The organism is Erythrobacter sp. BLCC-B19 (assembly GCF_028621955.1).
Classification (GTDB): Bacteria; Pseudomonadota; Alphaproteobacteria; order Sphingomonadales; family Sphingomonadaceae; genus Erythrobacter.
In genome coordinates this window covers 2,763,702-2,783,809 of record NZ_CP117516.1, presented here as the reverse complement: position 1 = coordinate 2,783,809, position 20,108 = coordinate 2,763,702, and the positions used below count along the sequence as shown (strand labels likewise).

18 protein-coding genes are annotated in these 20,108 nt (G+C 65.6%); 7 read left to right on the top strand and 11 right to left on the bottom strand.

The window, feature by feature from the left end; all coding sequences use genetic code 11:
- Positions 1 to 16: 16 nt before the first annotated feature.
- The 4 genes from PS060_RS13015 to PS060_RS13000 all read left to right on the top strand — a co-directional run bounded on the left by PS060_RS13015 (position 17) and on the right by PS060_RS13000 (position 3,677).
- Entirely contained in the window at positions 17 to 742 is a 726-nt protein-coding gene (locus tag PS060_RS13015) for an SDR family NAD(P)-dependent oxidoreductase (protein ID WP_273983721.1), read from the top strand.
- Positions 732 to 1,658: a 50S ribosomal protein L11 methyltransferase gene (locus PS060_RS13010; protein ID WP_443112384.1), complete on the top strand. Its 927-nt coding sequence runs from the start codon at positions 732 to 734 to the stop codon at positions 1,656 to 1,658. Before PS060_RS13015 ends, PS060_RS13010 begins: the two co-directional genes overlap by 11 nt.
- Before the next feature lie 4 nt (positions 1,659 to 1,662).
- Positions 1,663 to 2,733 (top strand): AraC family transcriptional regulator, encoded by a 1,071-nt coding sequence (locus PS060_RS13005; protein ID WP_273983717.1) that lies wholly within the window; start codon positions 1,663 to 1,665, stop codon positions 2,731 to 2,733.
- A 107-nt stretch (positions 2,734 to 2,840) separates the two neighbouring features.
- On the top strand, positions 2,841 to 3,677 hold the full coding sequence (locus tag PS060_RS13000; RefSeq protein ID WP_273983715.1) for a sterol desaturase family protein: 837 nt from the start codon (positions 2,841 to 2,843) through the stop codon (positions 3,675 to 3,677).
- A gap of 2 nt (positions 3,678 to 3,679) precedes the next feature.
- On the opposite strand, the gene PS060_RS12995 is transcribed toward PS060_RS13000, so the two are convergent.
- The 11 genes from PS060_RS12995 to PS060_RS12945 all read right to left on the bottom strand — a co-directional run bounded on the left by PS060_RS12995 (position 3,680) and on the right by PS060_RS12945 (position 16,464).
- Complete coding sequence (locus PS060_RS12995; RefSeq protein WP_273983714.1) at positions 3,680 to 4,915, bottom strand: RNA polymerase sigma factor; 1,236 nt, start codon at positions 4,913 to 4,915, stop codon at positions 3,680 to 3,682.
- Positions 4,912 to 5,265, bottom strand: a complete 354-nt coding sequence (locus PS060_RS12990; protein ID WP_273983712.1) for a YciI family protein — start codon at positions 5,263 to 5,265, stop codon at positions 4,912 to 4,914. The genes PS060_RS12995 and PS060_RS12990 overlap by 4 nt, the downstream gene beginning before the upstream one ends.
- A gap of 90 nt (positions 5,266 to 5,355) precedes the next feature.
- Positions 5,356 to 5,847: a CinA family protein gene (locus PS060_RS12985; RefSeq protein WP_273983710.1), complete on the bottom strand. Its 492-nt coding sequence runs from the start codon at positions 5,845 to 5,847 to the stop codon at positions 5,356 to 5,358.
- 51 nt (positions 5,848 to 5,898) lie between these two features.
- Positions 5,899 to 6,636 carry a glycosyltransferase family 2 protein gene (locus PS060_RS12980; RefSeq protein ID WP_273983709.1) on the bottom strand — a complete coding sequence of 246 codons (738 nt, stop codon included), beginning with the start codon at positions 6,634 to 6,636 and terminating at the stop codon, positions 5,899 to 5,901.
- Between the two features lie 82 nt (positions 6,637 to 6,718).
- On the bottom strand, positions 6,719 to 8,827 hold the full coding sequence (gene ligA / locus PS060_RS12975; RefSeq protein ID WP_273983708.1) for an NAD-dependent DNA ligase LigA: 2,109 nt from the start codon (positions 8,825 to 8,827) through the stop codon (positions 6,719 to 6,721).
- Positions 8,828 to 8,840: 13 nt separating this feature from the next.
- A complete protein-coding gene (locus PS060_RS12970; RefSeq protein WP_273983707.1) occupies positions 8,841 to 9,767 on the bottom strand; it encodes an alpha/beta hydrolase in 927 nt (308 codons plus the stop codon).
- A gap of 58 nt (positions 9,768 to 9,825) precedes the next feature.
- Entirely contained in the window at positions 9,826 to 10,722 is an 897-nt protein-coding gene (locus tag PS060_RS12965) for an alpha/beta hydrolase family protein (RefSeq protein ID WP_273983705.1), read from the bottom strand.
- Complete coding sequence (recN, locus tag PS060_RS12960; RefSeq protein ID WP_273983704.1) at positions 10,722 to 12,389, bottom strand: DNA repair protein RecN; 1,668 nt, start codon at positions 12,387 to 12,389, stop codon at positions 10,722 to 10,724. The genes PS060_RS12965 and recN overlap by 1 nt, the downstream gene beginning before the upstream one ends.
- Positions 12,390 to 12,435: 46 nt before the next feature.
- Positions 12,436 to 14,202 carry a methyl-accepting chemotaxis protein gene (locus tag PS060_RS12955; RefSeq protein WP_273983703.1) on the bottom strand — a complete coding sequence of 589 codons (1,767 nt, stop codon included), beginning with the start codon at positions 14,200 to 14,202 and terminating at the stop codon, positions 12,436 to 12,438.
- Positions 14,203 to 14,233: 31 nt separating this feature from the next.
- Positions 14,234 to 15,454, bottom strand: a complete 1,221-nt coding sequence (locus tag PS060_RS12950; protein ID WP_273983702.1) for a carbohydrate porin — start codon at positions 15,452 to 15,454, stop codon at positions 14,234 to 14,236.
- Positions 15,455 to 15,669: 215 nt separating this feature from the next.
- A complete protein-coding gene (locus PS060_RS12945) occupies positions 15,670 to 16,464 on the bottom strand; it encodes an outer membrane protein assembly factor BamD (protein WP_443112383.1) in 795 nt (264 codons plus the stop codon).
- A 198-nt stretch (positions 16,465 to 16,662) separates the two neighbouring features.
- On the opposite strand from PS060_RS12945, the gene PS060_RS12940 reads away from it, so the two are divergent.
- The 3 genes from PS060_RS12940 (at position 16,663) to PS060_RS12930 (ending at position 20,045) form a co-directional block, all read left to right on the top strand.
- A complete protein-coding gene (locus PS060_RS12940; protein ID WP_273983701.1) occupies positions 16,663 to 17,565 on the top strand; it encodes a hypothetical protein in 903 nt (300 codons plus the stop codon).
- A gap of 132 nt (positions 17,566 to 17,697) precedes the next feature.
- Positions 17,698 to 18,975 (top strand): hypothetical protein, encoded by a 1,278-nt coding sequence (locus PS060_RS12935; protein ID WP_273983700.1) that lies wholly within the window; start codon positions 17,698 to 17,700, stop codon positions 18,973 to 18,975.
- Complete coding sequence (locus tag PS060_RS12930; RefSeq protein WP_273983698.1) at positions 18,972 to 20,045, top strand: hypothetical protein; 1,074 nt, start codon at positions 18,972 to 18,974, stop codon at positions 20,043 to 20,045. The genes PS060_RS12935 and PS060_RS12930 overlap by 4 nt, the downstream gene beginning before the upstream one ends.
- The last annotated feature ends 63 nt before the right edge of the window (positions 20,046 to 20,108 follow it).

Here is a 20,108-nt window from a genome sequence, read left to right as displayed (position 1 = left end):
TTGGATAGCGACTTGCATGGGACACATTCTAGTTACCGGATCAAGCCGCGGAATCGGTAGGGCCGCCCTCGCCGCCCTCGCCGCACGGGGCGCAAAGGTCATCGGCCACGCCTCGCGCCCGCAGGCCAGCACCGCAGGCAGCGTGCCGATCATCGCCGCCGATTTCGGCGATCCGCTGAGCGTGCAGAACCTGTGGGACGAAGCGCTCGACCTCGCAGGGGGGGAAATCGACGTCGTGGTGAACAATGCCGGGCGGTTCGAGGCCAACCGGCTCGACCGATCGGACATCGAATGGCTCGATGCCTGGGAGGACACGCTGCGCGTCAACCTCACTAGCGCGGCGCAATTGTCGCGCTTTGCGGTGCTGCACTGGCAGGAGCGCAAGGTTGCCGGACGGCTCGTTCACGTTGCCAGCCGCGCCGCCTATCGCGGGGACAGCCCGGCGCACTGGCATTACGCGGCGGCCAAGAGCGGAATGGTGGGGATGCACAAGACCATCGCGCGCGCCTATGCCAAGGACGGGATCCTCAGCTTTGCCGTCACCCCCGGCTTTACCGACACCAGCATGGCAGGCGATTACCTCGCCAGCCGCGGCGGGCCGGGGCTGCTCGCCGACATACCGCTGGGGCGGGTGGCGACACCGGAGGAGATCGCGAGCATCATCGCCTTCTGCGCCCTCGATGCGCCGCCGAGCATGACCGGCGCGGTGATCGACGCCAATGGAGCAAGCTTTGTCCGATAGCACCACATGGAAGCTGTCGGCTTTCGCCCCCAAGCCCGTCGTGCAGGCGGCGCTGCTGGCGCATGACGAAATCGACGACTGGGATTACGAACTCGTCATCGCAGGCCGCGAAGTCGCCGAGGACAGGCCCGATGACTGGGTGCTGGAGGGCTGGTATCCGCGAAAGCCGGGCAAGGCCGAGAAAGCCGCGCTCGCCGGGCTGTTCGCGGGGCGCGCGCCCAAGATCACCATCGAGGAACTGCCGCCCGAAGACTGGGTGACCCTCAGCCAGCACAACGCGCCGCCGATCCGTGCCGGGCGGTTCCATGTCCACACGCCCGATTACCCTGCCGCCCCCGATCTCATCGACTTCGTGATCCCTGCCAGTCAGGCCTTCGGCACCGGGCAGCACAAGACCACCGCCGGGTGCCTCGAGATGCTGGGGCACATGAAGGCGAGCGGTGTGGTGGCGAGGAATGTCGCCGATATCGGCACCGGCACGGGGCTGCTCGGCTTTGCCGCGCTCGCGCTGTGGCCGCGCGCGCAGTGCACCCTCACCGATATCGACCCGGTCTGCACCGGCGTGGTGGAGGAGAATGCGCGGCTCAACGCTGTGCCGATGGGCCCGGGCGCGGGCGAGGCGGTGATGATCGTGGCCGACGGGATGGACGATCCGCTGCTTGAGGTGCGCGGGCCATACGATCTGCTGATCGCCAACATCCTCGCCGGCCCACTGGTCAGCCTCGCGCAAGATTTCGGCAAGGCGGTCACGCCCGGCGGCAGCCTGCTGCTGGCCGGTCTGCTGGCGGGCGAGCAGGAGGCTGCGGTCAAGCGCGCGATGCAGCTGGCAGGCTTCCGCATGGCCGCCCGGCTCCAGCGCGGCGACTGGGCCATCCTGTGGCTGCGGCGGCGCAAGGATTGGGGGCGCGTGCGCTAGCTCCATGATCGAGCGGATCGACATCGCAGTGCGGCTGGTCGCCTGCGGGGCGAGCCTGCTGCTGCTGGTGCTGCTGCTCGCAGGCGAGATCCGCCGCGGGCTCAAGCTGCCGCTCGCCGGGCTGCTGGTCGGCTCGATCGGCTACCTGTCCAATTCGACCTCGCAGTTCTTCTATGGCGATCCGACCTCGCTGCCGCTGGGCGATTTCCTGTCGATCTTCACGCCCTACTTCACCTGGCTGTTCGCGCGCCGGGTGCTTGAACGCGATCCTCTGCGCCTGGCGACATGGGGCGCGCTGGCGGTGCTGATCGGGGCATGGCTGGTGGGCTATCTCCTCGCGCCCGAGATGAAGGTGGGCTTCATCGTCATCCACGTCACCGGCCTTGCGCTGGTCGCCGACCTGTTCCGCGTCGCCCTGCTGGAGCGCGAGGACGATCTGGTCGAACAGCGCCGCATGTTTCGCCTGTGGCTGCCGCTGCTGGTGGCGGCGCAGGCGGGGGGCATCCTCGGCTATGAACTGATCACCGGGCGCGGCAGCGCGATGGGGGGCGATCCGGTGGTGCAGCTGGTCAATGCAGTGCTGATCCTTGCGGTGACGCTGTTCGCGGGCAAGACCCTGCTGGCCCCCGAGCCCGAACTGCTGGTCCGCAGCCAGCCCTCGCCCACCGGGGAAGACAGCGAGGCCGAAGGCGAACCCGCAAGGCCGCTGCCCGCCCTGTCACCGAGCGAGGTGGTGCTGAAGCAGAAGCTCGAAGCCTTGATGGCGGCGGGGGTCTATCGCACCCCCGGCCTGTCGATCGCCGGCCTTGCCGAGCGCCTCGGCGCGCCCGAACACCGCCTGCGCGCGCTGATCAACCAGCGGCTGGGCTATCGCAACTTTTCGGCTTTCCTGAACCGCTACCGCATCGCCGAGGCGCGCGCGATTCTCGCCGACCGCGACAAGGTCGATCTGCCGGTGCTGACGGTGGCGATGGACCTCGGCTACAACTCGCTGCCCCCCTTCAACCGCGCCTTCCGCACCGAGACCGGGCAGACCCCCACTGACTACCGCCGCGCCGCCATCGGTCAGAACTGAAAAAGCGCGACGCTTTCCGAAATCCTTCGGTCTTTTTCATACGCGACGAGCCTAGGCCCAAGGCGGCTGGCATGGCATAGTCCTTCGCTGACAAGGGCTTTTCGCACATGACCATTCCCGCCGATCCCGCCACGCTCGAATATGCCACCAACCGGGTGGCGGATCATTTCATGTTCGGCATCTATTTCGATCTCAGCCGCTACCTGATCGCGGCGGGGGTGTTGACGGTGTTGCTGCTGGTCTTCCGGGGCTTTGCCGAAATCCGCCGTATTCAGGTGGGCCGGCGCGCGAACCGCGCCGATTACCAGCGCGAGATCCTGTCATCGATGCGGACGGTGGTGGTCTATGCGGTCGTCACCCTTGCGATTCTTGTGGGGCGCGAGACGGGGGTGATCCTGCTCAAGCTCCAGAATGCGACGGCGTGGACCATCGCCTGGCAGGTCGTGCTGATGGTGCTGGCGCATGACGCATGGTTTTACTGGGCGCACCGGGCGATGCACTCCAAGCGGCTGTTCCGCGCCACCCACCTCCACCACCACAAGTCGCGCACGCCCACGCCGTGGACCGCCTATAGCTTCACCATGACCGAGGCGGTGATCGAGGTCGCCTTCGTGCCGGTGTTCCTGTTTGTCACCAGCCAGCTGGGCATTGCCTATGCCGGCTATGCGATCCTGATCTTCATCTGGCACCAGATGATCCGCAACGTGATGGCGCACGCGGGCAGCGAGCTGTTCCCCGCAGGCTGGGTCGACAATCCGTGGACCGACTGGATCGCGACCACCACGCACCACGACCTGCACCATTCCTCGGGCCACAATTTCGGCTTCTATTTCACCTGGTGGGATCGCTGGATGGGCACTGAGCACCCGCGCTACCGTGAGGCGTTCCGTGAGGTGACGACCCGCCAGCGCGGCGCGCAGCCTGTGGCCGAGCCTGCCGAATAGGCCTAGCCTAGCCTCGCGCGGCGCTGCTCCAGCCACAGGCGTTCAGCGCGCGGCGGGCCGAGGGCGAGCGCCGCATCGAGCGCGGCGGCGGCCTCCTCGGGGCGGCCTGCCTTCGCCAGCAGATCGGCGCGTGCGACGTGCCACGGCCGGGCCAGCGCGAGCCGGTCGGCCGGCAGCGCATCGAGGGCCGCCAGCCCGGCCTCGGCCCCATGAATCTGCGCCAGCGCCAGCGCGCGAGAGAGCGCCACCATCGGCGAAGGGCGCAGCACCAGCAGCACATCATACAGCCGCAACACCGCCGACCAATCGACCACCCCGTCGAAAGCGCGGCGGGTGTGCGTCAGCTGGATCGCCGCCATCACCTGATAGGGCCCAGAACGTCCGATCCGCTGCGCACGCTCCATCAAGCCTTGCGCATATTCGATCCGCGAATAGCTCCAGCGGGTCACATCCTGCTGCGAGAGCGGCACCATCGCGCCCTCCCCGTCCAGCCGCGCCCCCTTGCGCGAGCGGGCGAGCAGCACCAGTGCGGCGAGCCCCAGCGCCTCGGGCTCCTGCGGCAGCAATTCGGCGACCAGCAGCGCAAGGTGCTCAACCTCCGCGCCGAGATCCTCGCCCAGATCCGCCGACAGCTCGCCGCCGGCATCGGCATAAGCGGCGGTAAAGGCGAGTTCCAAGGCCAGCAGCACCGCGCCCAACCGCTCGGGCCACGCCTTGCGCGGCGGGAGTTCGAAGGCGATCCCCGCCTCGCGCACCTTGGTCTTGGCGCGGGTGATGCGCTGGAACATGGTCGGCTCGCTCACCACGAACAGCCGGGCAATCTGTGCCACCGGCAAGCCGCAGATCACCTTCAGGGCGAGCGCCGCGCGCGCCTCGGCGGCGATGGCGGGGTGGCAGCAGATGAACAAGAGCCGCAGCCGCTCGTCCGGGATCGGTTCGGGAAGGTGCAGAATCTCGGCCATATCGGACACCTGTGCAAGCGCCTCGGCTGTGCGCGCTGCGGCATCGGCGCGGCGCAACCCGTCGAGCGCCTGACGCTTGGCGGCGACGAACAGCCACGCGGGCACATCGCGCGGGGGCTCGGGCAGGGCCAGCGCACGCGCGGCAGCGGCGCTGAAGGCATCCTCTGCCGCATCGAGATCGCGCAAGTGCGCGGCAAGCGCGGCCACCACCCGGGGCCGCGCCGCCATGATCGCCAGCGCCAGCTCGCGCGCGGCAAAGGCTGCGGGGTCTTTCACCCCTCCATCGGCCAGACCGGGCGCACCTCGATCCCGCCCTTGGGAACCGGAATGCGCCGCGCCCAGGCAAGCGCCTCGTCGAGACTGGCGACATCGATGATGTAGAACCCGCCCAATTCCTCGTGAGTCTCGGCAAAGGGGCCGTCATGCAGGGTTTCGGCCCCATCGGCCCAGCGGATCGTGGTCGCAGTGGCGGCAGGCTTCAAGCGCTCGCCCGAGAACCAGATATTGGCCGCTGCCAGATCCTCGGCCAGCTTCATGTGCCCGGCCAGCGTCGCTTCCATCAGCGCGGCACCCTCGGGGCCGGCGTAGACGCTCTCGTCCTCGTTGATCATCAGCATGAATTGCATGGGTCGTCTCCTTCCTCGGCCCCGCCGACATGGCGAGGCTCTGATACGCAGACGGGCTTGCCAAGCGGGATTCGACAGGGGACGCGAAATTTATTGTGCGAGGGCGTCTTCCAGCAGGGCCAGCGCGTTGCGGGTGAAGGCGGCCATGTTGGCGATCCGGTCGTCCGAGGCGGTTTCCAGAAGCCGGGTGTGCTCGCCCCCCGGCCCTGCCAGCGCGGCAACGCTGGTGCCCGCAGGCGCGCCGGAAGGGTGGCTGGAACCGCCCACAGATCCGCTCTCGGCCAACCCCCATTGCGCGCCGAAATTGTCCCGTATCGCTCGGGCTTGCAGCAGCGCGTAGTCCGCCGAGGCGCCGCGCATCCCCTTGTAGGCCTCCCGCGGGAGCGCAAACAGCACGTCGCGCGCGCGGAAGGAATAGACCACCCCGCCGCCCACGAAAAAGTCGAGCGCGCCCGGCACGGTCAGCAGGCTGCCGGCAATCAACCCGCCCGTCGCCCCGTCAGCCACCGCCACCTTCTCGCCGCGCGCACGCAGCAAGGCGCCGATGCGAAGGGCTTGCGGATGGAGTTCTTCAAGGATCACGCGCCATTCCCTCAGATCATTCCGCGCGCAACATAGCCGCCCCGCATCGGACTATGCCAGCGCGATCCGCGCGCCAACGCGCCTTTCGAGCGCGCGGCGCTCTTCAGGAGAAAGCGCGGCGACCCATAGGGCGATGGCATCCAGATCAATGGCACGGGCATCATCGGGCACCGCTCCCCCGCTCGCGGCATAATGCGCCACCCACTGGCTGACATAGGTCACACTCTGGCGGGCAGTGTGGGCCATGCGGCAACCGGCCGAGACCAGCGCCGCGTGGAACACCCGGTCGCCGATTGTGGCCAAGGGTGCGGGAACCAGCGCCCAACGCGCAATCACCGGATAGGCGCCGGGCAGCAGAAACAGGCAGTTGGTGTCGATCAGGTCAGGATCATCGGCGAGCGCCACGCCGGTGCCATCGGGCAGTTCGAAGCGGCGCCGGGCGATCACGACATCGACATCGGCGCCAGCGCCCTGCGTCCCCACCGCCGCCAGGCACAGCGCCGCATGGTCGGGATCGATCCGGTTATCGGCATCGAGAAAGCCGATCGCATCATAGCCCTCGCCCGCCGCAAGCAAGGCTCCGATCCCGCGCGCGACATTGCCATAGTCGCCGTGATTGCGGTCGAGCCGCAAGTGCCGCACGGGCGCTGTGTCGAGCCAGTCATGCGGTGCACCATCCGCCACGAGAAGATGATCGCACGCGATGGTCTGCCCCGCGACGCTGGCGATGCAGCGTTCGATCACGGCGCGCGGCTCCTGCCAATAGGGCGTGATGATGGCGATACGCATGGGTCTTGCTCGGCCCCCCAGCCAAGAAGGCCGTGTCATGCCACAGGCACGCGGCGCCGTCAGCCGGTTTGTCGTGCGCCCGCTAACCCAGCGCCTCAGCCACGATCGCCGCCCAGCCTGCCTCGTCGGTCACCTCGATCCCGAGTTCGGCGGCCTTCTTGAGTTTCGAGCCCGCCCCCGGCCCGGCGACCAGCAGATCGGTCTTGGCCGAAACGCTCCCCGCCGCCTTCGCGCCCAGGCGTTCGGCCTGCGCCTTGGCCTCGTCGCGGCTCATGGTTTCAAGCTTGCCGGTGAACACCACGGTCTTGCCCGCGACGCGAGAGGCGACGGTCTTGACCTCATAGCGCGGCGGGGTGACCTGGCTGAGCAGATCGTCCCAGACGGCAACGTTGTGCGGTTCGTGAAAGAAGTCTCGGAACGACTCCACCACCGCATCGCCCACGCCATCAATCGAAATGAAGGCGAGGTATCTGTCATCATCTTTCGGGGGCTTGAGGCGAGCGCCGCCTTCCGCCCGGAACCACTTGTTCAAGTATTCAGCCGCCTCGCGAATTCTCGGAAGCTCGTGAAAATGCTTCATCAGATCGCGCGCCGTGACCTCGCCCACGTGCCGGATACCGAGCGCGAAGAGCAGCCGCGCGGCATCGGGCGTGCGCTTGGCCTCGATCGCGGCGAGAAGATTATCGACCGACTTCTCCTGCCAGCCTTCAAGGCCGAGAATGTTTGCGCGGCGTTCCTTCAGCCGGAAGATATCCGCCGGGCTTTCCAGCCACCCGAGCGCGAAGAACTGCGCGATGGTCTTCTCGCCCAGCCCCTCGATGTCCAAGGCCTTGCGGCTGACGAAATGTTCGAGCCGCTGGGTGCGCTGCGCCGGGCAGATCAGCCCGCCGGTGCAGCGTACATCGACCTCGCCTTCCTCGGCGACCGCTTCCGACCCGCATTCGGGGCAATGATCGGGGAACGCGAAAGCGGGGCGTTCCTCCTCCCGCGTCAGGTTCTCGACCACCTGCGGGATCACATCGCCCGCGCGCTGGATCACCACGCGGTCGCCGACCCTCAGGCCAAGACGCGCAATCTCGTCGCGGTTGTGAAGCGTGACATTGGTCACCGTCACCCCGCCGACCAGCACCGGCGCGAGGCGGCCCACGGGCGTGAGCTTGCCGGTGCGGCCCACCTGAATGTCGATGGCTTCAACCGTCGTTTCCGCGCGTTCAGCCGGGAACTTGTGCGCCAGCGCCCAGCGCGGGGCTTTCGCCACGAAGCCGAGACGCTCCTGCCAGTCGAGCCGGTCGAGCTTGTAGACGACCCCGTCGATATCATAGGCAAGGCCCGGACGCGCGGCACCGATGGCATCGAAGTGCGCGACCAGTTCGTCTGCCCCGCCCTCGATCGTCACGAACAGCGGCGAGACCGGGAAACCCCATTCGCGGAGCTTTGCCACCACCTCGCTCTGCGTTGCTCCCGGCACCGCCGACGCCGCGCCCCAGCCATGCGCCCAGAACCGCAAGGGGCGCTTGGCCGTGACGCTCGCATCCTTCTGACGCAGCGATCCGGCAGCGGCATTGCGCGGGTTGGCAAACAGCTTGCCGCCTACCTCTTGCTGCGCAGCATTGAGTGCAGCAAAGGCCTGTTTTTCCATATAGACTTCGCCGCGCACCTCGAACACTTGCGGCACGCCAGCGGGGAGCTGCTGCGGGATGTCGGGGATATGCGCAACGTTCGCCGTCACGTCCTCGCCCACCTGCCCATCGCCGCGCGTGGCGGCGCGCACCAGCTTGCCGTTCTCGTAGCGGAGCGAGCAGGACAGGCCGTCGATCTTGTCCTCCGCCGTGCAGGCGAGCGGGGCATCGTCGGGTAGGTTGAGGAAGCGCCGCATCCGCGCAAGCCATTCGGCCACCTCCTGCGGAGAGAAGGCATTGTCGAGGCTCATCATCCGAACCTCATGCACCACCTTGCCGAGCGGCGAGGCGGCGATCTGGTGGCCGACCTTGCGCGATGGCGAATCCTCGCGGATCAGGTGCGGGAAGGCCGCCTCCAGCGCGGCATTGCGGCGCACCAGCGCGTCATATTCGGCATCGGTGATCTCGGGACTGTCTTCGGCGTGATAGAGCCGGTCATGGTGCGCGATCTGACGGGCAAGCCGCATCAGTTCATTGGCGGCATCCGCCTCGGACAGTCCTTCGATTCCCATATCGGGAGCTTTTTCAGCGACCGCCGGCAATGTCCAGCAGCGCCGGGCCGATAGCCGCAAAATCCGCCGTGCCGGGCACCAGATGGTTGAAATGCTGATCCTGCGCCACGCGGATCACCTCGACCGCGATGCCCTGCGCGCGCAGGCCGGCAATCAGCGCCGGATCGGGCTCGGGCAGCGCGCCGTCGACCACCAGCAGGCGCCCCACCAGCGGCTTGTTCACCAGCGGATCGAGCATCGCATAGCGTGTCGGCTGCTCGGCGGGTGTGCCGCCCATCATGGCAGCGATCACCGGCTGGCCGCAGACCGCCTGATCAATGCCGACGAAATCGCCAATCCGCAGCGGTCCGTCGAGCGCGACCGCAGCGCGGATCGGCGGCAGATCGGCGCTGATCGCGGTATCGCCCTTGTGCCCGGTCGGCAGCCACATCACCGGCGTCACACCGGCGGAATGGCCCATCACCGTGATCCGCGACAGATCAAGCGGGTAGGATTTGGCCAGCGCCTTCACATGGATCAGCCCTTGCGCCCAGTCGCTGAAGGTATTCGGCCAGCCGCCGTCCGAGCCCAATTCGCGGTAGGAAGGCGACCAGGTCGCCACACCGTTCCTGGCGAGGAAACTCGCCAGCGGGGCAAGGTTGACGGTGCCGCCCATCCCCGCCCAGCACCCGCCGTGATAGAGCACCGCCAGCGGGAACGGCCCCTTGCCCTTGGGCATCCGCAATTCGCCATATTGGCGCTCGGACGCGGTGCCATAGGCGACCTTCAGGGTCGGCGGATCGGCGGGCAGCTGGTTGACCGTGACGGGATCGTAATCGGCGGTGTCGGTAACGGCAAAGCGTGGATCGGGGGCAGCCAAAGCCTCGGCGACCGGTTCCTTTGGCGCGCAGGCGGCCAGCGTCGCGGCCAGAGCCATCAATGAAATGACAGGCTTCATCATCGTCCCTCCCCTTGAGCGGTGGCACCATAACCTGCCATCCCGATGCCGGGCAACCTGATCAGTCCGTGCCCTTGAGCACCGCCAGCATCGCCGCCTCGTTGGCGGTGTAGATCGGATGGCCGGGGGTGATGATGGCGAAGTGGCTTGCGCCTGCGTTCTCGCGCACCGTTACCTCTGCCCCGCGCGCAGCCAGCGCGCCTTGCGTGGCGGCGGAGGGGGCGGGGAGCTTCGCCTGCACGAACAGCAAGGCGGCGAGCTGCGGCGCATGGGCGGCGGGCGAAATTGCGCCGTAGCGCTGCGGCGCGGCAGCGGGCGCATCGCCCATGAACGGCGCGACGGCCGCAAACTGGCACAGCGCGTCGAAGGCAGGCTGCTCCGGCCCGACATCGCCCGGCCCGTCAAGCACGATGGCGGCGCGCGCCCTGGTGGGAGCGCGGGTGCCGACCGGCCCGCCCTCGCCGCTCGCGCTCGCCAGCCACACGGCGGGCAGACCGCCTGCCGAATGGCCCACCAGCGTGACGCGCGCGCGGTCGATGGGATACTTTGCTGCGATCTCGTCGATCAGCCTGGCCGATGCCGCCCAGTCCTCGAACGACCCCGGCCACCCGCCGCCATCGCCCACCTCGCGGTAATCGACATTGAGCGTGGCGATGCCCTGCTCCTGCCACCGCGTGGCGAGCGGGGCCATGTAGGCCTGCGAGGCGATACCGGTCTTCCAGCATCCGCCATGATAGATCACCGCCAGCGGAAACGGGCCGTCTCCTGGGGGCAGCCGCAATTCGGCAAAGCCTCGGGCGTGGTCGGCATAGCGCAGGATCGCGTCCGGCTTGGAGGCGGTGAGATTGGCGTCGGTGCCATAGGTCGCATTATTGGGCTGCACGGGCGGCGGAGCCTCCTCGGTTGCGGAGATGGCCGGGGTGCAGGCGGCGAGCAGGAACAGCGGCAGAAGGCGCATCACACCCCCTCAAGCAACCGGTCCGCCTGCGCGCGGGCCTCCGGCGTTACCTCGGCGCCTGAGAGCATCCGGGCGATTTCCTCCTGCCGTCCGGCATGGTCGAGCAGCACCACGCTGGTCTTCGTCACCGTCCCGGTGCTCGCCTTGGCGATGAAGTAGTGCTGCTGACCACGCGCGGCGACCTGCGGCGAGTGGGTGACTGCCAGCAATTGCCCCTCGTTCGCCGCCAGCCGTGCCAGCCGCTCGCCAATCGCAGAAGCCACCGCCCCGCCCACGCCGCGGTCGATTTCGTCGAAGATGATCGTCGCCGCCCCGCCCTGCTCGGCCAGCGCGACCTTCAATGCGAGGATGAAGCGGGAGAGCTCCCCGCCGCTCGCAATCTTGTTGAGCGGCGCGAAATCCGCGCCGGGGTTGGTGGAGATCAGGAACTCCACCGCGTCCATCCCGCCCGCGCCCCAGCGTTCTTCGGGGAGCAGCGACACGCTGGTGCGGAACCTGGCCGCATCGAGCTTCAGCGGCGCCAGCTCGGCGGCCACCGCCGCATCGAGCCGGCCCGCCCCCGCCACGCGCGCGCCATGGGCCGCTTCGGCGAGTGTCACATAGGACGCGCGCGCTTCCTTTGCCGCCGCCTCCAGCGCATCGAGCTGCGCCTCCCCGCCCTCGATCGCGTCCAGACGCGCGCGCATGGTGCGCATCAATTCGGGCAGGTCATCGACCTCGCAGCGGTGCTTGCGCGCGGCGGCGCGCAGTTCGAACAGCCGGGTTTCGGCACGCTCCAATTCGTGCGGATCATGCACCAGCGCCTCAGCCGCAAGGCGCAGCTTGTCCTCCGCCTCGCTCGCTTCGATCACTGCGCGGTCAAGCGCCGCCAGTGCCTCGGTGAGAAGCGGGTGCTGTTCGGCGATTCGGTCAAGCTTGCGCGCCGCCACGCGGAGCGAGGCGAGCGGCGAATCCGAGCCGTCCCATAGATGCCGCAACGCTTCGAGATCGCCCGACAGCTTCTCGCCCTTCTGCATATCCGCCCGCGTCAGGGCGAGCCGCGCTTCCTCGCCCGCCACCGGATCGAGCGCGGTGAGTTCCGCAAGATGCGCGATCAGCAAATCCTGATCGGCCTTCGCCTGCTCCACCGCATCGCGCGCCTCGGCCAATTGCGCCTCGGTGCGCGCCCATTCGGCATAGGCGCGCTCCAGCCCGGCGACATCGGTGCCCGCATAGCGATCGAGCAAGGCCCGGTGCCCGCGCGGGTTGACGAGGCCGCGGTCATCATGCTGGCCGTGCAGTTCCACCAGCGCCGGGGCAAGTTCGCGCAGCAGCGCAACGCTCACCGGTTGATCGTTGATGAAGGCCTTGGAGCCGCCATCGGCCTTGACCTGCCGCCGGATCAGCAGCGGCTCACCGGGTTCGAGCGCGATCTCGGCCTCATCGAGCGCCGCCGCGATGGCCCGAGGCAGAGACGCGAATTCGAAACTGGCAGCAACGCTCGCCTTGTCCTCGCCTGCGCGCACCAGGCTGGTCTCCGCCCGGTCGCCCAGAATCAGCCCCAGCGCATCGAGCAGGATCGACTTGCCCGCCCCCGTCTCCCCCGTCAGCACACCGAGCCCGCGCGCGAAATCGAGGTCGAGCGCTTCGATAAGGACGATATTGCGGATCGAGAGGCGGGTCAGCATCGGCGGAACAGATAGCGCACACCCGCGCCCGCGTCACGCGGTGTCCTTAGCCAATCCCCAAGCGCAGGATGCGTGCCTCACCGGCGTCCCAATCACGCGCGTCGCCGCCTGCGTTGCCGCCCGCACCATCGATCCGGAACGCGCCAACCAGCGCGCGCAGATCGCTCGATTGCCGCGCAAGATTGCTCGCCGCCGCGCTCGCCTCCTCGACCATCGCGGCGTTGGCCTGGGTGGTGCGGCCGATATCGCTCGCCGCTGCACTCACCTGCTGGAGACTGTCCGCCTGCCCCTGCGAGGCCTCTGCAATCGAGCGCACATAGGTATCGATCGTGCCGACATTGGCGGTGATCGAGCCAAAGGCATCGCCCGTCTTGCCCACCAGCGCGACCCCGCGGCTGACCTGATCGGCGCTCGCCTTGATCAGCGCGGTGATCTCGTTGGCGGCCTCGGCCGAGCGCTGGGCGAGCGCGCGCACCTCGTTGGCGACCACGGCAAAGCCCTTGCCCGCCTCGCCCGCGCGCGCCGCCTCGACCCCGGCGTTCAGGGCGAGCAGATTGGTCTGAAAGGCGATCCCCTCGATCAGGGTGATGATGTTGCCGACCTCCTGCGAGGACTGTTCGACCGAGGCCATCGTGTCCACCGCCTCGCGCACGATCGCATCGCCTTCGATGACTTCGCGCCGCGCCTCGGCGATCAGGCGCTGCACCTCCTTGGCGCTGGCCGCGCTCGATTGCACATTGGCCGCAACCTCGCCCAGCGTGCTGCTGGTCTGATCGACCCGCGCCGCCTGCAATTCGTTGCGCCGCGCCAGATCGCTCGAAGCGCTGTGAATCTCGTCCGCGCCGGTCGAGACGCCTTCGGCAGCGATGGCCACCTGCGACATCACCGCCGCCAACTCGGCAGCCGTGCGGTTGAAGTTTTCGCGCAGCATTTCGTATTCGGGCGCCCAGGGGGTGTCGATCCGGCGGGTGAGGTCGCGCGCGGCAAGATCCTGCAAGCCCCCGGCGAGCGCGGCGACCACCACCTGCTGATCGCGCTCGGCGTTCTGCCGCCCGAGCGCCGCCAGCCGCATGACATCGGCGGCGCTGGCGATCTCTCCGATTTCGTCAGCGACCCCGACCCCGTCGACCGGCACGCCATAATCGCCCCCGGTCATCGTCTTGAAGCTTTCGGACAGGGCATAGAGCCGCAGCACCACCGTGCGCTGCACCGCCCGCATCGTCCAGGCCAGCACCGCAAACGACACCACCGTCAGCACCACCAGCAACCACAGACTGCTTGCCCGTGTGGCGGCATTGCGCGCGGCCAGCACATCTTCGAACTGAAGCCCGATTTTCTCCATCGAAGCCTCAAGCCGGTCGAAACTGGCGTTGAATCCGGGAAACTGTGCTTCTGCCGCACCCCGCCCGCGCGCGGCGGCATCGACCATCTTGCGCGCGGTCGAAAGGTAGAGCTCGACATCGCGGTTGGTCGCCTCAAGCGACGTGCGGATGTCCGGATCGGCGGCGAGTTTCAGGTTGTCGGCCATGATCTTGCGATAGTTGGCGGCATATTCATCGAGGTCGGCGCTCGCCTGCCTGACCGCCGCCGGGTTCTCGCTTGCCGCGCCATAAAGCGATGCGAACACCGTACCGCGCACGGCATCGTGCATCATGTCGCCGACCATGTGGTTGCGCAGCATCGAGACGATCACCTCGCCCTCGGCATCGGTGCGCGCGCGCTGGTAATCGTTCCAGGCGGCAGCGCCGGTCTGGAGCATGATGAGAGCGATGAAGATCGATCCGATCAGGATCGCGCGGCGCTTGATGGTCATGGGTCACAAGTCCTCCGGGCAAGCGGGACGCTCACCACTCGTGCGAAAAGGCGAAAGTTAAGCGCAGGCCGAAAATCACGGCATCGCGCGCCTGCGGGGCATGGCCGGGATTGCGTACATATTGCGCGTCGGCCTGCGCGGTCAGCCACGGGGCAAGCGCGTCGGCATAGGTGATCTCGATGCCGGTTTCCGCGCGGCGCAGGGGGTTGCCGGCATCGGCCTCGTTGAGCCGGAACTTGCGCGAAAGATAGGCCTGGTTAGCGCCGATCGAAAGCTGGCTGTCGGGCCTTGCGGCCAGCACGCGGTTGACGAGGATTCCGGCCTGCCAGCCGCCGCGATAGGGGGTCGTGTTGCCATCGGAAAACCCTGCGCGCACGAACAGCGCGGCCTTGCGCGGGGAATCGGGTTCGGGGCCGATCCGCCCGCCCACCGGCCGTTCGAGCAGCACGTAAGCGCCTTGCGCGCGCTGGCGCAGCGGATCGCCTGCCGCATCGGTGAGGCGCAGGTCGTCCTGCCGGTCGGTGTAGCGCCACAGCCCCAGCGCGACCTTGCCCGCTGGCGTAGCCCACCCCCCCTCGCCGATCAGGAGCGCACCCTGATCCAGCAGCGGCGCCATTCCGCCGACATCGCCCAGCACGCCCGCCTCGGCATTGACCACCGCCAGAGCGGCGTAGGTCTCGTCCGTGGGCGCAATGCGCACCGATGCGGTGAGCGCGGTCGACGGGAAGATCGCCGGGCCATTGGGGCCGGTCGCGGCGAGTTCCGACCCGATCCCGAAAGCAGGTGCGATCAGCAATCCGGCGGCCTCGTTGCTGTAGAATTCGGCATTGAGGTCGATGAACCCGGCGCGCAGCGTCACCGGCGCGGCGCCAAGCTGCTGTTCGAGGTAGAACTGGTAGAGCTTGGCCCGGCCCTGCGGGACTTCGCTGTTGTTGATGCCCTGGAGCGTTCCGGCAAGGTCGTTGGGCCGCTGCCCGGTGCCCGCAATCACCTCTGCCACCAGCGTCCCGCCGCGCCAGCCCGCGGCAGCATCGAGATCGATCGCGGCGGTGAGCGTGGCAAGGTCGACATAGCGCACCCCGGTGGCGGTGCCGCGCGCGACGGCGACGGCATCGAGGATGTATTCGCCCGACAATGTGATCGCCGGATGGCCGCCGGACGCCGGGGCTTCGGGTGCCGGGATTTCGGCGGCGGGTTGAGGCTCCTCGGCGCACAGGGCCGGTGCTGCCGAGAAAGCAGCGGCGAGCGCCACCGCCCGCGCGTGCCTTGGGTTCAACCGCATTGGCATGGGTACCCCACCGATCGGACCGGTCAGGCACCGCGGGCTTGCGGCACCCTTCGTGGGTGCCTGTTTCCCATGCAGATTTGAAGATAATCTGGCCGCTCGCCTCGGGGTGGCTGCGTAGCGGGCGACGTGGTGGCCGGGCGGTCAGCCGGGCGCGGGCCGACGCGGCCAGAGGAACCGGATCAGCTCGCGCTCACCCCATCGGCGTGCTTGCCGACCAGCTTGAAGGCGCGCTCGTACCATTCGCTGCCGGGGTAGTTCGCGCCCAGCACCGCGGCATATTTCACCGCTTCCTGCGGCACGCCCAGGGCCAGGCTGCTCTCGCACAGGCGGTAAAGCGCTTCGGGGGTGTGGCTGGTGGTATCGAACTTCTCGACCACATTGCGGAACCGCATATCGGCGGCAAGCCACAGGCCCATGCGCTGATAGTGGCGGCCGATCTCCATTTCCTTGCCCGCGAGGTGATCGGCGACAAGGTCAAGCTTCAGACGCGCGTCGGCGGCATATTCGGTCTGCGGGAAGCGCCGGTTGACCTCGCGCAGCGCGGTCTGCGCCTGCTCGGTGATCTTCTGGTCGCGGTTCACGTCGCTGATCTGCTCGTAATAGCTCAGTGCGATCAGGTAATAGGCGTAAGGCGCATCCTTGTTGCCCGGGTGGATCGACAGGAACCGCTGCGCGTTCTGGATCGCCTTGTTGTAATCGCGCGCGGTGTAATAGCTGAAGGCGCTCATCAGCTGCGCGCGGCGGGCCCAGGGCGAATAGGGGTGCTGGCGCTCCACCTCGTCGAACAGCGCCGCGGCCTGCAGCGTGTTGCCCTTGTCGAGCCGCCGCTGCGCCTCGGCATAGAGCGATTCGACATCGCGCGCGACATAGGCGACATCCTCGCCCTCCCCGCCGCCGGCACAGGCCGACAGGCCCGCAAGAGTGAAAGCAGCAAGCGCAGCGCGCGCGGCAAGGGTGTGAAGCTTCATCGACATGGGGAGCCGTATAACGAGGGCAGCCCTGAACGCCAAGTGAAGGCTGAGGCCCTATGCCCAAGCATTGGCTTGGGCATGAGAGGCCAAAGCCCGGCCGGCGGGTCGGCGTCAGCCGAACCCGTTCGACGACGCGGCTTTGCCGCGGCGCGCCCGCACCCCACATTTTCCTACTCGCGCAAAATGTGATCCCTTCCCCGCATGACCCGCAAGAAAGACCCCCGCTCCGCCCGCCTCCCCGTCCCCGCCGGAGAGCTTCCCGCCTTCACCCCCGTGCCCCGCCAATGCGCGCGCCACGACGGCTGGACCCCCGAACGCCAGCGCAGCTTTATCGAGGCGCTCGCCGATCTCGGCAGCGTCGAGGCCGCCGCCCGCGCCGTCGACATGAGCAGCGTCGGCGCCTACTACCTGCGCCGCCAGCCCGGCGCCGAGGAGTTCCGCGCCGCCTGGGAAGCCGCGCTCCAGCTCGGCGTCCAGCGGATCGAGGACGTCGCCATGGATCGCGCCCTCAACGGCACCGAGGAGCCGGTCTATTCCTACGGCAAGTTCATCGGCACCCGCATCAAGCGCAACGATTCCCTGCTGATGTTCATCCTGCGCAACCGCGCGCCCGAACGCTTTGCCGCAGGCGGCGCCCCCAAGGGATTGAACGCGGTCAGCCAGATGCAGCTCGACCGGCTCAAGAAGCAGTGGCGCAAGGAGTGGGAGGCCGAACAGCCCAAGGTCTCCACCGCCGAGGTGCGCGCGAGCATCGACCGCAAGATCGAGGAGATCCGCACCCGCATCGCCCGCGACCGCCCCAAGCGCCGCGCCGTCCTCAGCGCCGAAACCCTCGCCGCCTTCGCCCGCTTCGCCGAGCTACGCGACCGCGACCTCGCCGCCGCCGGGGCCGACGAGCGCACGCGCAAGATCGTGGGCGGGAGCCTCGACACCCCGACCACCTACTACGACCCGGTTGAAGTGCCCGCACTTCCCGCGCCCGAGCGCCCCGCCGAACCAAACGGCGACTTTGCCGACGGCCCGCCCGAAGGCTGGCGCGCGAAGAAGCCTGCGCCAGAGCCGAAGACGGTGTGGAGCCTCAAGGACGACTCGTTCGATCCGTGAGGGCGAGGCGCCCAAAGCAGGCGTTTACGCCGCGGAAGCCAAGCTGGAAGACGATACGCCATCACATTTGACAATCTCTCCGAACATCTTATTTTAGAACGATTATTTGCATCATGACGGTAAAGGCCGCACATGTCCCAAGTCCTTGTTGAGCACGCATACGATCTTCATGCCGGCTTGGCGGGCGCGCGGGTCCCCGAGTTTGATCAACTCGAAATGATTGGAATGGCGGCAACGCTTGCGCTACATATCAAGGGCCTCGCACCAATAGACTTTGAGATTTTAAGAAAGGTCTCGGATTACTTCATAGGTATCCCGTCGTTTGCATTGCGACCTGTTCTTGAAATTTTGGAAGAGGCAGGATTTGTATCGATTTTATCTTCTGGCAAAACTATAAAGAGCGTTATTCCGGATATTCCGATTTTCGAAAACGTATATGCGGGCCTTGGAGATTATGCATCGTCTGAACTCAGTTTTAATGAGCAAGAAGTTGCAATTGTAGAGCTCCTATCGCATCTTTCGAAGGCACCCCAAAATAAAGATACGGTTTTCAATTCACTCGGAATGCAGCGCGAGCTCTTTGATCGCACATTAGTGGTGGGTACCAAGTCTGGTATCATATCAAGCCAAAGAGCTAGGGGGCGAGAGATTTTAATTAGCCCCTACCATTTTGTAGATAACTTAGAGGGGCTTGCCGATGCCGCCGCATCAGCAGGCGCGAGCAATCTCCAAAAGCTCTTGGAAAAACTTGGTCGCAATCAAGGTTGGCCAATGTCACTCGCCATTAGCCAAAAGGAAATCGGGGGATTTTCAATTAACCCGACTGAGATTGCGCTCATGACGAAGCTAGCCGCCGAAGGAATGATAAAGCCCCCTACAATCAATTTTGGCCAAAAGTCAGAGTCGTTCCTTTTCACTCCAAGCCCGGGTGGAACACGACTAAATGCATCAAACCGAGAAATCTATGAGCGAGCAATGGCTTTGATTTCAGCCGTCAGGAAGGGCCAGTTGCTACCGGAAAAAATCGCTATTCGGTCACCACTCGCGATCCTTAGGTCATTACGTGACACTGGCTATCTTCGCTCGAACAGCGAAGCAGACAAGCAGTACCAGAACCTAGTCCAGATGCGCGTTGGGACACTCAAGCCAACTGGGTTTGGGCGCTCTGAATTTCATCTCAACGCGACCGAAGAGAACCAGCAAGCGATCGATCTAGCGATTAGAATGCTAGCCACGGGGCAGGTGTCAGGGATGGAGGTTGACCAAGAAGCCAGGATCGCCCTTACGAAGGATGACAGTTATATCCAGTCGCTGATATCTGCGTCAAATTTGAAAACACGGGAAAAACAAATATCAGACCCAGAGGCAGCTGAGGAATTCACGCAACTTATGCTAAAGTTCGACACATGAACAAGGGCGACAAAGATCGATATCTGAAGCAGCTCGCTATCCGCGCATGTTTGGCGGCTGGCCATGTCCCGTGCCCCGAAGTGGTCGTTTATAGCCCATCTGATCTCACGAAGGAGCCGGAGCCACTTACCGATCTTGATGTTGTCGGATTGGAGCCTTTGGATGACGGCGGAATGCGGCGCACCCTTTTTGACTGCAAATCAGGCAAAATGAGTGCGATAAATCGAGCACTTTGGGCTAGCGGTTTGACATCATTTACAGGCATCGAGTCTGCAATCATATTATTGAAGGTACGTCCGCTAGAGAATCACAGATTGGCCGCTTTAAAGATGTGCGTCGATTTGCACAGTGAAGAAACCTTTTCAGATCTCATAGCTCTTTCAAGCCCGGGCTTTAATAAAGATATTTTTTATCAGTCAACGGCAGATAGATGGCAGCAGCAGCAAGAGGCATATACCTCTTGGCCTTGGTCAAAAAATTTGTTTGAGTGCTCACGGCACCTGATACCTATATCGGGTGATCCGGCCAAAACATTTCGCCGACTAATTAGCGAACTCCGTGCTGTTCGGGGGGAAATAGACCCTGCGAAACCCGCTCATCGTGCAATCTTTTTCGATCTCATATGCGGCATGCTCATCTTATGGAGCAGCATAGCAAAGGAGGTACGCCGTATATATCGCTCCGACTCGAAGCCAGAAGAATTTGTTCAGATGCTGCGATATTACATTTGGGGTGGACAAGAGTCCTTTAGCATCAGACAAGAGATCGGCAAAAAATTTGAGTCTGAGAATGCAGATTTACCAGAGTGGGGCCGACTTCAGAAATTTGTTAGCCATGCCTTAGCTGAACCCAAGCATCTTCTGACATCTGCTCTTGTGGCAAGGGAATTAAGTATACGCGAAGTTACGGATCAGCTTCCAGAACTCGACAAAAATATCTCTGAAATTCTTAAGCGAGAGCCGCGAGTCTCACAATTCATCATTAGTTCTTCGGACTATTTAGTCCATAGTTCGCGAGCACCGTTGGATCTCCAAAAAATGATATCTCAATCAATTGGCGAACTTATTTGAGCGCTGATGATAAGCCGCGGCAAAGCCGCGGCCATGACGTCGAAAGGGTTCCGCTGCGCGGCC